The organism is Bradyrhizobium sp. MOS003 (assembly GCF_003020125.1).
Taxonomy (GTDB): domain Bacteria; phylum Pseudomonadota; class Alphaproteobacteria; order Rhizobiales; family Xanthobacteraceae; genus Bradyrhizobium.
The window spans coordinates 204,257-216,984 of the sequence record NZ_PYFW01000008.1 but is presented as its reverse complement, the minus strand read 5'-3'; the positions used below and the strand labels follow the sequence as shown (position 1 = coordinate 216,984).

Annotated in this window: 17 protein-coding genes; 3 read left to right on the top strand and 14 right to left on the bottom strand. The window is 64.3% G+C overall.

The window, feature by feature from the left end; all coding sequences use genetic code 11:
- The first annotated feature begins 285 nt into the window (after positions 1-285).
- Positions 286-966, top strand: coding sequence for a hypothetical protein (locus C7G42_RS28400; RefSeq protein ID WP_106952220.1), 681 nt, complete (start codon positions 286-288; stop codon positions 964-966).
- A gap of 3 nt (positions 967-969) precedes the next feature.
- On the opposite strand, the gene C7G42_RS28395 is transcribed toward C7G42_RS28400, so the two are convergent.
- Positions 970-1,323 (bottom strand): ArsC family reductase, encoded by a 354-nt coding sequence (locus C7G42_RS28395; RefSeq protein ID WP_106952219.1) that lies wholly within the window; start codon positions 1,321-1,323, stop codon positions 970-972.
- 98 nt (positions 1,324-1,421) lie between these two features.
- Here C7G42_RS28395 and C7G42_RS28390 point away from each other — a divergent pair, with 98 nt between their 5' ends.
- Positions 1,422-1,793: a tRNA-binding protein gene (locus C7G42_RS28390; RefSeq protein WP_106952218.1), complete on the top strand. Its 372-nt coding sequence runs from the start codon at positions 1,422-1,424 to the stop codon at positions 1,791-1,793.
- A gap of 4 nt (positions 1,794-1,797) precedes the next feature.
- Here the strand turns inward: C7G42_RS28390 and C7G42_RS28385 are convergent, their stop codons facing one another.
- The 10 genes from C7G42_RS28385 to C7G42_RS28345 form a co-directional block, all read right to left on the bottom strand.
- On the bottom strand, positions 1,798-2,502 hold the full coding sequence (locus C7G42_RS28385) for a glutathione S-transferase family protein (protein WP_106952217.1): 705 nt from the start codon (positions 2,500-2,502) through the stop codon (positions 1,798-1,800).
- Between the two features lie 108 nt (positions 2,503-2,610).
- Positions 2,611-2,754 (bottom strand): hypothetical protein, encoded by a 144-nt coding sequence (locus C7G42_RS35515; RefSeq protein WP_199581192.1) that lies wholly within the window; start codon positions 2,752-2,754, stop codon positions 2,611-2,613.
- A 113-nt stretch (positions 2,755-2,867) separates the two neighbouring features.
- A complete protein-coding gene (locus tag C7G42_RS28380) occupies positions 2,868-3,533 on the bottom strand; it encodes a DUF429 domain-containing protein (RefSeq protein WP_106952216.1) in 666 nt (221 codons plus the stop codon).
- A gap of 43 nt (positions 3,534-3,576) precedes the next feature.
- On the bottom strand, positions 3,577-3,921 hold the full coding sequence (locus C7G42_RS28375) for a carboxymuconolactone decarboxylase family protein (RefSeq protein WP_106952215.1): 345 nt from the start codon (positions 3,919-3,921) through the stop codon (positions 3,577-3,579).
- 3 nt (positions 3,922-3,924) lie between these two features.
- Positions 3,925-4,446 (bottom strand): RNA polymerase sigma factor, encoded by a 522-nt coding sequence (locus tag C7G42_RS28370; protein ID WP_106952214.1) that lies wholly within the window; start codon positions 4,444-4,446, stop codon positions 3,925-3,927.
- Positions 4,443-4,652, bottom strand: coding sequence for a YgaP family membrane protein (locus C7G42_RS28365; RefSeq protein ID WP_199581191.1), 210 nt, complete (start codon positions 4,650-4,652; stop codon positions 4,443-4,445). Before C7G42_RS28365 ends, C7G42_RS28370 begins: the two co-directional genes overlap by 4 nt.
- A gap of 94 nt (positions 4,653-4,746) precedes the next feature.
- Positions 4,747-5,931 (bottom strand): serine hydrolase domain-containing protein, encoded by a 1,185-nt coding sequence (locus C7G42_RS28360; RefSeq protein ID WP_106952212.1) that lies wholly within the window; start codon positions 5,929-5,931, stop codon positions 4,747-4,749.
- Positions 5,932-5,996: 65 nt separating this feature from the next.
- Positions 5,997-6,728, bottom strand: a complete 732-nt coding sequence (locus C7G42_RS28355; RefSeq protein ID WP_106952211.1) for a GNAT family N-acetyltransferase — start codon at positions 6,726-6,728, stop codon at positions 5,997-5,999.
- On the bottom strand, positions 6,694-7,041 hold the full coding sequence (locus tag C7G42_RS28350; protein ID WP_106952210.1) for a Lin0512 family protein: 348 nt from the start codon (positions 7,039-7,041) through the stop codon (positions 6,694-6,696). The genes C7G42_RS28355 and C7G42_RS28350 overlap by 35 nt, the downstream gene beginning before the upstream one ends.
- Positions 7,042-7,209: 168 nt before the next feature.
- A complete protein-coding gene (locus C7G42_RS28345) occupies positions 7,210-8,874 on the bottom strand; it encodes an acetolactate synthase large subunit (protein ID WP_106952209.1) in 1,665 nt (554 codons plus the stop codon).
- A 146-nt stretch (positions 8,875-9,020) separates the two neighbouring features.
- Between C7G42_RS28345 and C7G42_RS28340 the strand changes: the two genes are divergently transcribed.
- Entirely contained in the window at positions 9,021-9,893 is an 873-nt protein-coding gene (locus tag C7G42_RS28340) for a bifunctional helix-turn-helix transcriptional regulator/GNAT family N-acetyltransferase (protein ID WP_106952208.1), read from the top strand.
- 9 nt (positions 9,894-9,902) lie between these two features.
- Here the strand turns inward: C7G42_RS28340 and C7G42_RS28335 are convergent, their stop codons facing one another.
- From C7G42_RS28335 to C7G42_RS28325, 3 genes are all read right to left on the bottom strand, one after another.
- Positions 9,903-11,123, bottom strand: coding sequence for an MFS transporter (locus C7G42_RS28335; protein WP_106952207.1), 1,221 nt, complete (start codon positions 11,121-11,123; stop codon positions 9,903-9,905).
- Positions 11,124-11,410: 287 nt separating this feature from the next.
- A complete protein-coding gene (locus C7G42_RS28330) occupies positions 11,411-11,989 on the bottom strand; it encodes a hypothetical protein (RefSeq protein ID WP_106952206.1) in 579 nt (192 codons plus the stop codon).
- A gap of 86 nt (positions 11,990-12,075) precedes the next feature.
- On the bottom strand, positions 12,076-12,660 hold the full coding sequence (locus C7G42_RS28325; protein ID WP_106952205.1) for a TetR/AcrR family transcriptional regulator: 585 nt from the start codon (positions 12,658-12,660) through the stop codon (positions 12,076-12,078).
- Positions 12,661-12,728: the final 68 nt, after the last annotated feature.

The following is a 12,728-nucleotide window of genomic DNA, read 5'->3' as shown; positions in this document are numbered from 1 at the left end:
CCCTAGTTGCTTCGGCTTTCCGGGGGCCTTGGAGCTTATCCTTGCAGCCTGTCCCGAAACGTCGCCTCCGGGCGCGGAATATGCCGGAGGTGACGGGGGTTAGGCAAGGCGGAAAGCTGAGCAGATCAGGTCTCCGCCCGGGAGACTTATGCTCCCTTAGTCGGACCCGTTTCGGTATCGCCTGCCCGGCCTCCCGGTTCACAAGACACCGGTCGTCAAGCCGTCGTTAACGGTCTTTCGGCCCGCGCGCCAGCCTTCATAGAAAATTTTCCCGCGGGGAGGATCATGCGCGGGTTTCGAACTGCCGGGAATATTGTTTTGAATTTCGCAAGCTCCGCTCCCTCCGTCGTCAAGTCGATCAGGCAGCGTGATCTACTGAACACGTGGCTGCGACTTTATGCGCGCCAGCAGAGCGCGCCGGCGATTTGGGAGTACCAGCCCGAGCGCCTCGAAGATGAATTGTCCGATCTGATCTACTATACGGTGGATGCCTCGACACCGGAGCCGCAGCTCACCATCCAGAGCGAAGGCACGCGCATCTCCCGCGCCTACGGCCATACCGGCAAGGGCGTGCTGCTCGACGACTATATCGGGCCGCGCCTCGCGCCTTTCGTGATGCCGATCTATTATGAATGCGCGGCGCGCGGACTGCCGGTCTACAGCATTGCCGACGTTGACGACATCTACGGTCGCGTGGTCGCCTACGAACGGCTGCTGCTACCGTTCCAGACCGACGGCAAGGTCTGCCACATCATCGCCTCGCTCAAGACTTTCTGCGAGGACGGCGGCTTCGAGATCAAGAATCTGATGCGCGGAAATGACGCGCTTCCGCGCCCAAAGCTGCGCGCCGTGATCGAACGCGACCTGTTCCACCGCGCACCCGGCCGCATCGCGGCCGCTGACGTTGTCGAGTTCGCCGACTCGTCCGGTCCCGCCGTCGCCACCGAGACCGTCGAGCTCAACTGACCTTCAGTGCGATTTGACGTCCTTGGCATAGATGTCCGGCTTGAAGCCGACCAGCAGCTTGCCGCCGATCTCCAGCACCGGCCGCTTGATCATCGATGGTTGCGCTAGCATCAGTGCCAGCGCCTTCTTCTCGGTGACACCTTCCTTGTCGGAATCGGGCAGCTTCTTGAAGGTCGTGCCGGCGCGGTTGAGCAGCATCTCCCAGCCGACCTTGTCGCTCCACTGCTTGAGCTTGTCTTTGTCCACGCCTAACGCCTTGTAGTCGTGGAATTCATACGCGACCCCATGGGTGTCGAGCCAGGCGCGCGCCTTCTTCATGGTGTCGCAGTTTTTGATGCCGTAGATGGTGGTGGACAAGATGTTCCTCGCGCATGGCCTTCGTGATGTTCGCAGCGTTGTACGAAACTCCGCCTCGCGCGACAATATTGCGAACGCCAACGCCGAACGGACACCCCATGCACGTCACCCACGATCCCGCAGCCGCCGCCACGCCGACCATCGACTTCAACAGCTTCCTCGCGGTCGATATCCGCGTAGGCACCGTCGTCGATGCAAAGCCGTTTCCGGAGGCACGCAAGCCGGCCTTCCGGCTGTGGATCGACTTCGGCCCGGTGATCGGGGTGCGCAAGAGTTCGGCCCAGATCACCGAGAACCATCCGCTCGATACCCTGGTGGGACAACAGGTCGCCGCCGTGGTCAACTTCCCGCCGCGCCAGATCGGACCGGTCATTTCCGAAGTGCTGACGCTCGGCTTCCCCGGTGCCGAGGGCAAGGTCGTGCTGGTGCAGCCGAGCAAGCCGGTGCCAAACGGGGGACGGCTGTTTTGATCTCTCACGGCCGCGGTGGAATGTTCAACCCACGCTGCGCCGCCGGGCGCGCCAGCCCGCGTTCGAGCCAGGTACCGACCGATTTGAACTGGCTGAATTCGACCAGATCGCCGGCGCCGTAGAAACCGATGAGATTGCGCACCCAGCCGAGCATGGAGACGTCGGCGATGGTGTAGTCATCATCCATGAACCATTGCCGACCAGCCAGATGCGCTTCCATCACGCCGAGCAGGCGCTTGGCTTCAGCGACGTAGCGATCGCGGGGCCGCTTGTCCTCGAAATCCTTGCCGGCGAACTTGTGGAAGAAGCCGACCTGGCCGAACATCGGCCCGATGCCGCCCATCTGGAAGTGCACCCACTGGATGGTCTGGTAGCGGCGCGCGGCGTCCTCGGGCAGAAGCTTGCCGGTTTTCTCCGCGAGATATTGCAAGATCGCCCCGGACTCGAACAGCGGCAGCGGCCTGCCGCCGGGTCCGTTGGGATCGATGATCGCCGGAATCTTGCCGTTCGGGTTGAGCGAGAGGAATTCCGCCGTCTTCTGGTCGTCCTTGCCGAAGTCGACGAGATGGACTTCGTAGGGCAGCCCTATCTCTTCCAGCATGATCGAGACCTTGACGCCGTTCGGCGTCGGCAGCGAATAGAGCTGGAGCAGTTCGGGATGTTTGGCGGGCCAGCGCTTGGTGACGGGAAAGGCGGCGAGATCAGACATCGGCACTCCGGCTGCGGCTGCGTTGGTGAAACGCCGCCTAGTCTAGGCCAGCCGGCCGACGGCGCAAGGCCGAGCAGTTGTCAGTTCAATGCCCGTGCAGCCAGCCCGTCACATCGGCCGCAACACGTGCCCGCTGGTGTAGGCGACGTCACGCTGTGCGCGTTGCTCGATGAAGAGCTGGCCGGTGACGAGAAGTGCTCCAGTGAAAACGAGCGCGAGCATCGCAGTGGCGAACTGACTGGCATCATTCATCGCAAGAGCTTCCCCGGCATCTGTTCGGACGGGAACGCGGATCGACCGGCGCCAGTTCCTGCATGCTTCAAATAAATTGCCGCTTTTTCCCGAACTGGACCGACCCCTCGCTCTCAATAATTGATCTCCATCCGCAATCCGCGGGTATCGATCTCCTCGCCGCCGACACGCTGTGTGCTGTCGCGCGCCGCCACTGCGCAGGCACAGGCGTCGATGAGATCGTCGCGACCGATGCCGGTGCCGTGGCGAAGCGCCAACCATCTCGCGACCTCAGTGAAACCCCGATCTCTCAGCAGCGCAAGGCGCTGCTCGCGGCCTTGCACCGATGTCTTGTTCGCGAGCCGTACTCGTCCGGCAAGATTCCAGAAAATCAACTCCGGATGCGCTTCGCCGATCGTCGCCTGCCGCGCCGGCGTCATGACATCGTCGACTTCCCTGATCTTGTCCCTGATATTCCATAGCTGCGCCGACACACCCCTGCCCTTGCCCTCCTGCGTCCAGTAGTAACGGTTGGCTTCAGCCATGTCGGTGAACGTCCAGAGATCCCGCCGCGCACCGAGAAACACGGCGGGGCCAATCAGCTCGCGCGCACGCAGGTCGCAGGCGCGATAGCCGGCCGGATTCAATCCGATCGGCATGTCGATCATCGCTCGCGCATGCGGCATTGCGAGCAGGCGCGTCAGGCCCGGCGAATAATCGAAGCCATGATCGCCGCGCTCGTTGATCCAGGCCGCAACCCAGCCAAGGCGAAATCCGTCGAGGCCGAGATAGTTTGGCAAGTTACGCGTCCGTCATGGTCGATGTCCTCATGCGCCCGAAGACCTATAACGTCTTGTCGCGATGGCGTTCAAACAGACGCTGCGCCAGCAATGCATGGCCGAGCGTGCCGCCAGCCCGGACAGCCGCCGCGATCATTGCGGCTTCTGCAACTTCTTCCCGGGAGGCACCGGCCTTGGCGGCTGCCGCCGTATGCACGTCCAGGCAATAGGCACACTGCGTGGTGAGGGCAACCGCGAGCGAGATCAGCTCGCGGTATTTCGGCGGAATCAATCCGTCCTTGCGCTCGACCGCATGGTTGAAGGCCAGGAACGCCTTGGCCTCGACCGGCGCGAGGGCTGCGAACGCCGGGACCGACTTGAGATCGTCAGGGCTTTGATAATCGGTCATGGCTCACCTCGTCAGATATTCGCGCATCAAGGCGCGGGCGCGATGCAGGCGCGCCTTTACGGTTTGCCGGGTCGCACCAATTGCGTCGGCGATTTCATCAATGGTCATCTCCTTGACGTCGCGCATCAGCGCGACATCGCGATAGTGCGGCGGCAGCGCCTCGAAGGCCGCGGCCACGTCGATCCGCAGATCGTTTTCAGGACGCGTCAACAGCAGCGCTTCGGCCGCAGCGTCATCAATATCAGGCGCGAGGCCTGCTCTGCGCGCCAGCCGCAGGCATTCGCGGCGGACGACGCTGAACAGCCACGCCGAAAACGCGAGCCAGGAGCGGATGGTGCCGACGCGACGGAACAGGATCCACAACGCTTCCTGCGCCGCATCCTCGGCATCCGCCGAGCTGCGGCACGTCGCACGGGCATAGCGGCGGATGTCCGGATGTGCCGTCTCGAGCAGCGAGGCGATCGCATGGGGGTCGCCGAGCCGGGCGGACTCGAACAGCTTTGGTGAGATCACAGCCGCGCTCACGACACGTCCCCTCGCCCAATACCTGCCATCGCGCACATCGGGCAATAACCGACAAGGCCGGTCAGCGCGAAGCCGACGCCGCCGAGCGCGACCAGCCACGCGGTCGCACCCGCCAGATAAACGAATGCCGCGATCACCACCGCCACGCCCAAGGAGATCCGCACCGCCTGGTGCAGGCCGCCGATGTTTTTCCTGTAAAATGCCATTGCATCCTCCGAGATGAGCCGAGGCCCAATGCCTCGACCATCAAGAGGGCGCGCCGGCCGGAAAGGATTCGCGGGCAGCGTGATTTTTTTCGCGTCAGCCTCCGACGGCCTGATAGGCCAGGCGCTTGAACTCGAAGAAGAACGGATTCCAGAAGCCCATGTAACGCTGGGTCATCAGGACGCCCGCGGTATTGGCCTGCGGGCAAATCCACCAATGGGTGCCGGCAAGGCCGCCCCACTGGAATTCGCCGGTGGAGTTCGGCGGATCAAACGGCGTCGGCGCAAAGGTGACGGCGCCTCCGAGGCCAAAACCCTTGCCGGGGATCGGGCCGAGATTGGCGAAGCGGATGGTCTGCCCTGCCGGGAGCTGGTTCGTCATCATCTGCCGCAGCGTCTCCGGCTTCAGCAGCGCATCCGAACCAGGCAGCAGCGCGCGGACCAGCGCGAGCATGTCGGGCAAGGTCGAGACCAGACCGCCGCCGCCCGAGAGCCGCGGGAACGGCCGCCGATAGGCTTGCGGAAACGGCAGATTGTCGGCCCGCGTGAGGCCCGGCTTCATGGGATCGAGCACGTCGGCACCGGTGTAGAGCGCAACCAGCCTGCCCTGCTGCGCTTCGAGAGCGTGGAAGCCGGTGTCGGTCATGCCCAGGACATCGAAGATGCGCGCCTTGAGGAAGGCATCGAGCGGCTGGCCGGAAACCACCTCCACGATACGGCCGAGCACGTCGGTGGCCACCGAATATTCCCAGGCCGTGCCGGGATGATAGGACAACGGCAGATCGGCGAGCTTGTCGATCATGTCGGAGAGCGGCGTCAGCGGATTGAGCACGCGCGCTTCGTTATAGCCTTTGAACAGCACCGTGCCGGGATCGAAGATGCCGTAGCTGAGGCCCGCGGTGTGGGTCAGGAGCTGCCGGATCGTGATCGGGCTCTTCGCCGGCTCGACATCGGCAAGGCTCGAAGCGCCCGGCTTCAGCACCTTGCGACCAGCGAGCTGCGGCAGGAATGTCTCGACCGCGTCATCGAGCCCGATGCGGCTTTCCTCGACCAGCAGCATGATCGCGCAGGTGACGAAGATCTTGGTGTTGGAGAAGGCGCGGAAGATATGGTCGGGCCGGAGCGCCGTATTGGCCTCGCGGTCGGCAAAGCCGACGCATTGCTGATCGACCAATTCGCGCCCGCGCAGCACGGCCCAGGATGCGCCCGGAATGATTTCCTGATCGACGTAACGCTGCATCGCCGTCCGCACGGCGGAAAATTCCGTCACCTTGGCGTCCATCAGTCTCCCCCAATTGTGTTTGGACGGATATAGCGCGCTTTCGCGGGAATTGAAGGCCGCAGCGACTATTGCTGCTTCATGAACGCGGTGACGTGCAGGCAGCGGCGGATGCGCATGCCCTGCCGCTGGTACAGCGCGATCGCCGACGCGTTGCTGGAAAACACGTGCAGGAACGGAATTTCCCCGCGGGCCTCGATCCCGCGCGCCACCGCCGCGAGCAGCGCCTGCGCATAGCCGCGGCCGCGATGGTCGGGATGCACGCACACGGCCGTGATCTCGGTGAACTTGCCCGGCTTCATCCGCTCGCCGGTCATCGCGACCAACTGGTCCCCGGCGCGGATGCCGAGGAACGTGCCGAGTTCATGGGTGCGCCGCGCAAACGGCCCGGGCTTCGTCAGTTCCGTCAGCGCCATCATCGCTGAAACGTCGTTGGCACCAAGCGTGACGATCTCGGCATCGCGAAGCGGACTGTCGGCGGGCGAGCCGATCATCTGCTCGCAAGGCCCGGCGATCACGACCTTGAATCCGGATGGAATTTCGACCGGCTCCGGCGTGAACAATGCGGCGACCTGCGAGCCCGACATGAGATCGCCGAGCGCGGCAAAGCTGGCCTCGGATATGTTGGCCATGTCTGCGAATGGCGTCATGTCGACGGGATAGCGCAGCGCCCGCGGCCCGCCCTCGGCCAGATGTTTATGGCTGGTCGTCAGAGCGCTCCAGATCGGACGATCGAGCAGCGCCTCATCGCTGGCGGACACCGTCTCAGTCCTTCTCGAAGCTGACGATGACGGCGGCATTCGCGATCAGGATGGGGTCGTTGGCGACTTCCGTGGCCGAGGGAATTTCCAATCCGCCCTTGACCGCGGTGACGGTGACGGTGCCGTAAGGCAGCTCCTTCGCCACCGCTTCCTTGTCAACGGCTTCCGGATTGGGCACCGCGATCGTGACGTCGACAAACATGTCGTTCGCAGTCTTGCCGATCATCCGGAAGAAGCCAAGGCTCGAATGCCTGATGGCATCCGACACCGCACGTTTGGCCGCTTTGGTGGCGTCCCTGCCGTGCACGTCGACGCCCATGCCCATCTCGGTAACGCAGCGAATGCGGGTCATGATTTTTTCCTATTGTTGGTGGGCTACTCAGTTTCGGCGCTCAGAGAGGGCAGCGCAAGTTATCACTGCCGCGTCCCAGCAGGCGATAAGGCTCGCTGGTAGATGGACCCGGCTCTGCAGCGCCCGCCAAGAGGCGCTGCGCCGCGTCCGGGGCATGATAGCCAATCATCACCTCTTCGCCTTCTCATGCGCCCGCAGCTCGTCGACCAGCACCCGCACGTTCTCCGAATAGTCGATCGGGATCACGACCAGATGCACCCCGCCCTCTTTGAACGCGGCATCCAGCGTGGCGCCAAAACTGTCGATGCTCTCGATCCGATGCCCCTTCGCCCCGTATGCCTTCGCATACTGAACAAAGTCGGGATTGCCGAAGGTCATGCCGTAGTCGGCGAAATGGTCGACGGCCTGCTTCCAGCGGATCATGCCGTAAGCGTTGTCCTCCAGCACCAGCACGACGAGGTTGAGCTTGAGACGGATGGCGGTCTCCATCTCCTGGCTGTTCATCATGAAGCCGCCGTCGCCGGCGACCGCGAGCACGCGGCGGTCGGGATAGAGCATCGCGGCCATCATCGCCGACGGCAGGCCGGCACCCATGGTCGCCAGCGCATTGTCGAGCAGCAGCGTGTTGGCGACGCGGGTGCGGTAGTTGCGCGCGAACCAGATCTTGTACATGCCGTTGTCGAGCGCGACGATGCCGTTCTCGGGGATCACCTGGCGGATGTCGTGCACGATGCGCTGCGGCGTCGGCGGCCAGCGCGCCTCGGTGGCGCGGTCGGCGATGTGGCGCAGGATTTCCTCGCGCAGCGGCAGCAGCGCTGCAGCCTGCGGCAGCTTGCCTTCGAGCCGGTCGGCGAGCAGCTCGAGGCTCGGGCCAACATCGCCGACAACCTCGGCGTCCGGAAAATAGACCTGCTCGACACTGGCCGACGTGTAGCTGACGTGAATGACCTTCGGCCCCGACGGCCCCATGATGAAGGGCGGCTTCTCGATCGGGTCGTGACCGATCGCGACGATCAGGTCGGCGGCATCGATGGCGTCGTGGACATAGTCGCGCTCGGACAGTGCGGCGGTGCCCATGTAGAGATTTGTGCCGCCGGGCACGGTGCCCTTGCCCATCTGCGTGGTGAAGAACGGAATGCCGGTGCGACGCACGAAGCTCGATATGCCGTGCGTCGAACGCGGCCGGCTGGTCGCAGCCCCCATCATCACCAGCGGGTGTTTCGCAGCCAGGATCATCTCCGCGGCGCGGTCGAGCGCGGCGCGATGGGCGACCGGGATTTCGATCGGATGGACCGGGATCACGGGGACATCAGGCACCTCGTCACCAGCGATGTCCTCGGGCAATTCGAGATGCACCGGCCCGGGCCGCTCCTCCATCGCGACGCGAAAGGCGTCGCGCACCACGGTCGGAATGCTGGAGGCACTGATGATCTGCCGCGACAGCTTCGTCAGCGGCTTCATGGTCGCGACCACGTCCACGATCTGGAAGCGCGCCTGCCGGCTGCTCATGATCGGCTTCTGGCCGGTGATCAGGATCATCGGCATCGCGCCGAGATGCGCATAGGCCGCGCCGGTGGACAGGTTGAGCGCGCCTGGGCCGAGGGTGGACAGACAAACGCCGGGCTTGCCGGTCAGCCGGCCATGCGTGGCTGCCATGAAGGCGGCGGCCTGCTCGTGACGGGTCAGGACCAGCTCGATCTTGGAGGTGCGCAGCGATTCCACGAGATCGAGATTCTCCTCGCCGGGAACGCCGAAGATGCGATCGACCCCTTCGTTCTCCAGCGCCGCGACAAACAGGTCCGATCCCTTTGCCTTGCGTTCCTGCCCGCTCATGTCGCCTCCGCTTTTCTGGCTCCCGTGTTCCACGGCAGATGGCATATGGTAGCGGCCTGCCGCTCCGGCACAACTCACAAAGAAGCGCGACTGTTCGCTTGATCGCTCGATTGACAGACGATGATATCTGACTAGAGTCAGATATCATGCTCGACCCCGTCTCGCGCGTCCGCCGCTTCAACCGCGCCGTCACATCCGCCGTCGGCGCGCTCGATACTTCGTTCCTGGGGCGCGGCCGGCCGCTCGGCGCGGCGCGGGTGCTCAACGCGATCGGCCACGGGCGTTCGGACGTGGCCGAGATCCGCGATTATCTCGGCCTCGATTCCGGATTGATGAGCCGTCTCCTGCGCAGCCTCGAGGACGAAGGACTGATTGAGACCGAAACGCATGAAAGCGACGCGCGCCGGCGGGTCGCGACATTGACGCGGACCGGCCGGCGCGAGTTTGCGGCCTACGAGGCGCTGTCGAACACGCAGGCCGAAGGCTTCCTCGCGCAGCATTCGCAAACCGAGGCGCTGCTGGTGGCGATGGACCTGATCGCCTCCACCTTGACGCGCGACCGGATCGCGCTGGAGGAGATGAATCCGCGGAGCGAGCAAGCGCGTTACTGCCTCGGCGAGTATTATGCCGAACTCGGCCGCCGCTTCAGCCAAGGTTTTGACGTCTCGCTGTCGCGCGACCCCGACGCCAAGGACATGCGCCGCCCGCGCGGCAGCTTCATCGTCGCGATGTCGGACACGCTGCCGATCGGCTGCGTCGGCCTGAAAGGAACGGATCACGGCTATGCCGAGATCAAGCGGCTGTGGGTCGCGCCCGCCGCGCGCGGATTGCGGCTCGGCCGGCGGCTGATGGACGCAGCCGAAAGCGCCGCGCGCGAGCTCGGCATCACGCTGCTGCGGCTCGACACCAACAGCGCGCTGCCCGAGGCCGGCCAACTCTACCGCAGCACGGGCTGGCGCGAGATTCCGCGGTTCAACGACGACCCTTATCCGGACCTGTTCTTCGAGAAGCGCCTCTGAGTTCTCCGATCATGCGGCCGCCGGGGCAACGGCGACCTGCGGCTTCGCGAAGGGCTTGAACGTCATCGCCATCAGGAAGGCACCGAGGCCCATCGCCCAGGAAAGAATGTACAGCCAGGCGTAGCTGGAGAAGGCGTCGTAGATCAGGCCGCCGGCGAGCGGGCCCGTCGCCATGCCGAGGCTGCCGGCCATCGCCGTGCCGCCGATCACCGTGCCCATCATCTTGAGCGGAAAGTTTTCGCGGATCAGCACGGCGTAGAGCGGCATGGTGCCGGCATAGATGAAGCCGAACACGGCGCCGACGGCGTAGAAGGTCGCAAGCTGATGGGCGACGACGTAGGCGAGCGCGCCGAATGCCTGCAGCAACAGCCCCGAGACCAGCACGCGCTTGGCCCCGAAACGATCGCCCATCAGGCCGAAGGCGATGCGGCCGCCGAGACCGGCAAAACCCTCGATGCTGTAGATCGTCACCGCCGCGACCAGCGGAATGCCGCAGCTCACGGCATAGCTGACGGTGTGGATGATCGGGCCGGAATGGGTGGCGCAGCAGAAGAAGTTGGTCGCGAGCAGAATCAGGAATTGCGGCGAGCGCAGCGCCTCGCCCATCGACATCTCGTCCTGCCCGGCCCCCTCGCCCAGCGGTGCGGCCGCGGCCTGCGCGAGCGCCGGCGGACGGCGCACCAGGAACGAGACCGGGATCATGATGGCGCCGACCACCAGAGCCACGATCTGCATCGAGGTGCGCCAGTCGTGATTCGAGACCAGCCAGGCCGCGAGCGGCGACATCGTCATCGGCGCCACGCCCATGCCGGCGGACACCAGCGACACGGCAAGGCTGCGATGGGTATCGAACCAGCCGGTCACGGTCGCCATCATCGGCGCGAAGATCGCCGCGCAGGAGGCACCGGTCAGAAGGCCGAACACGAATTGGAACACGATCAGGGAGGTCGCATGGCTCGCCGCGAACAGGCTGAGCGTCAGCACCGTCGACCCCGTCAGCACCACCGGCAGCGGACCGAACCGGTCGGACAGCGTGCCCCAGACCATGCTGGTGCACGCCATTGCCAGGAAGCCGATCGTCATCGCGCTGGAGATGCCGGTCACCGACCAGCCGGTGTCCTTGGCGATCGGCTGCAGGAACACCGGCAACGAAAACATGCCGCCGATGGCGACGCAGCCGAGCAGGCCGCCGGCGGCGACGATCACCCAGCGATAGGTGGAAGAATTCATCTCTGGCCTCCGCATCCAATCTTGTCCGAAGGGAAGACGAATGGGAACTGCGCCGGCCGACAGGGATCACGCAAGTTTTTGCAGGACCCGCCAAGTAAAATTCGCGAAAACAACCCCATGCACAGTAGCCGGCCCCTGCTGGATCAAGGACTTAACGAGCGGCGGCGATGAGCCGAAGGCGGCCCGCCGCGATTTGACCCGTCGGGCAAAACACTTGTCCGACGGCCGGTTCCTGCACAGGGACGATTCAGCGCGATTCTGACGCATGAAACGTCCGATGCAAGGTCTCAGACGGCGGCGCTGCGGCGCCAGGTGCTGACCGTGAGCCAGACCGCGGAGACCAGGAAGTAGACCGCGCCGATCGCGGCATAGCCGGCGACGTTCGCGATCGACGGGACTGCCGGCATCGTGGCCTGAAAGATGAAGAAGCCGCCAGCCAGCGCGGATTGGCCGCCGCTGAGCACCATGGCCCATTGCGCGCCGTAAAGCTTCCAGCGCCGCAACGCCGTTCCGAGCTGCAACAAGCCCGACAACATCGCCCAGGCGCCGAAGATCCCGAGCATCCAGTTCATGCTCACCCGCAGCGCCAGTGCGACCGCGAATGCGGTCAGCAGGCTGACCAGCACGTTCAGGCCCTGCGTCCGGTTCTGATTCAATCCGCCGCTCCAGAGCGCGTCGAGATAATTGGCGGCGGCATCCCACGCCGGATAGGCGACGAGCAGCGTCGCGGCGACGACTGCCGATGATGGCGCGATGGCCAAGGCCGCGATGACCCAGGCCAGCGAAAACGCCGCCCGCAGGAAGTAATACTGCTTCAGCCATTGCGCGCGGTCGGCGATGTCCAAGGTTGTCTCACGATTTGTCATGTTAGATACTTCCTACTAGTTGGTAGATTCATGGCTCAGATTCAGTGCCGCAGGCCGGCTGCACCGCCGGGCTCGCGCGATCTCCGTCAGTGCCTGATGGACAGCCGGTCCAGCAACGGCCGGGTGATCGCTCCGAACATCTTGGGATCGCCATAGGCACGCGATGACAGCATCGCGCCGTGAACGGTCGCCATGACGCCTTCAGCCTCGATCTTCGCAGAGCTGGACAAGTGCAGCCGGCCCTTCCGCTTGCCGCGCTCCAGCACCGCCGTCAGCCAGGATGCCACGGCACGAAAATGCGCGCGGACTTCCAGCGCGACCTCGTCCGGGAGCATTGGAAGCTCGCTCGCCAGCAGCGCACAGACGCAGAAAGGAGCTGTCGCATCGGTGATGCACGCCTCCCAATAGGCCACATAGTTTTCGAGCTGATCGCGCGGGTCGGGAATGTTGCGTTCGAGCGCAGCCAATCCTGCCTGCGCCTCCTCGCGATAGCGTGACACCAGCGTGCGGACCAGATCGACCTTGCTGGCGAAGTGATGGTGAATGCTCGGCTTGCGAATGCCGACGACGTCAGCGATGTCGGCATAGCTGAAGCCGTTATAGCCGCCGGCAATGATCAGCGAGCGCGCACAGGCCAGGATGTCGTCGGCAGTGGAGGAAACGTTGCTCATGCCAGCTATCTACCTTCCAGTTGGTAGAACGGTCAAGACGGGATGCTTCAATGATCCGTGAATGCTAG

Excerpts from the sequence above, each read along its gene's own strand:
- C7G42_RS28400 (WP_106952220.1), top strand. The coding sequence starts at position 286 with ATGCGCGGGTTTCGAACTGCCGGGAATATTGTTTTGAATTTCGCAAGC.
- C7G42_RS28390 (WP_106952218.1), top strand. The coding sequence starts at position 1,422 with ATGCACGTCACCCACGATCCCGCAGCCGCCGCCACGCCGACCATCGAC.
- C7G42_RS28385 (WP_106952217.1), bottom strand. The coding sequence starts at position 2,502 with ATGTCTGATCTCGCCGCCTTTCCCGTCACCAAGCGCTGGCCCGCCAAA.
- C7G42_RS35515 (WP_199581192.1), bottom strand. The coding sequence starts at position 2,754 with ATGAATGATGCCAGTCAGTTCGCCACTGCGATGCTCGCGCTCGTTTTC.
- C7G42_RS28375 (WP_106952215.1), bottom strand. The coding sequence starts at position 3,921 with ATGACCGATTATCAAAGCCCTGACGATCTCAAGTCGGTCCCGGCGTTC.
- C7G42_RS28365 (WP_199581191.1), bottom strand. The coding sequence starts at position 4,652 with ATGGCATTTTACAGGAAAAACATCGGCGGCCTGCACCAGGCGGTGCGG.
- C7G42_RS28360 (WP_106952212.1), bottom strand. The coding sequence starts at position 5,931 with ATGGACGCCAAGGTGACGGAATTTTCCGCCGTGCGGACGGCGATGCAG.
- C7G42_RS28355 (WP_106952211.1), bottom strand. The coding sequence starts at position 6,728 with ATGCCGCCGTCATCGTCAGCTTCGAGAAGGACTGAGACGGTGTCCGCC.
- C7G42_RS28350 (WP_106952210.1), bottom strand. The coding sequence starts at position 7,041 with ATGACCCGCATTCGCTGCGTTACCGAGATGGGCATGGGCGTCGACGTG.
- C7G42_RS28345 (WP_106952209.1), bottom strand. The coding sequence starts at position 8,874 with ATGAGCGGGCAGGAACGCAAGGCAAAGGGATCGGACCTGTTTGTCGCG.
- C7G42_RS28340 (WP_106952208.1), top strand. The coding sequence starts at position 9,021 with ATGCTCGACCCCGTCTCGCGCGTCCGCCGCTTCAACCGCGCCGTCACA.
- C7G42_RS28335 (WP_106952207.1), bottom strand. The coding sequence starts at position 11,123 with ATGAATTCTTCCACCTATCGCTGGGTGATCGTCGCCGCCGGCGGCCTG.
- C7G42_RS28330 (WP_106952206.1), bottom strand. The coding sequence starts at position 11,989 with ATGACAAATCGTGAGACAACCTTGGACATCGCCGACCGCGCGCAATGG.
- C7G42_RS28325 (WP_106952205.1), bottom strand. The coding sequence starts at position 12,660 with ATGAGCAACGTTTCCTCCACTGCCGACGACATCCTGGCCTGTGCGCGC.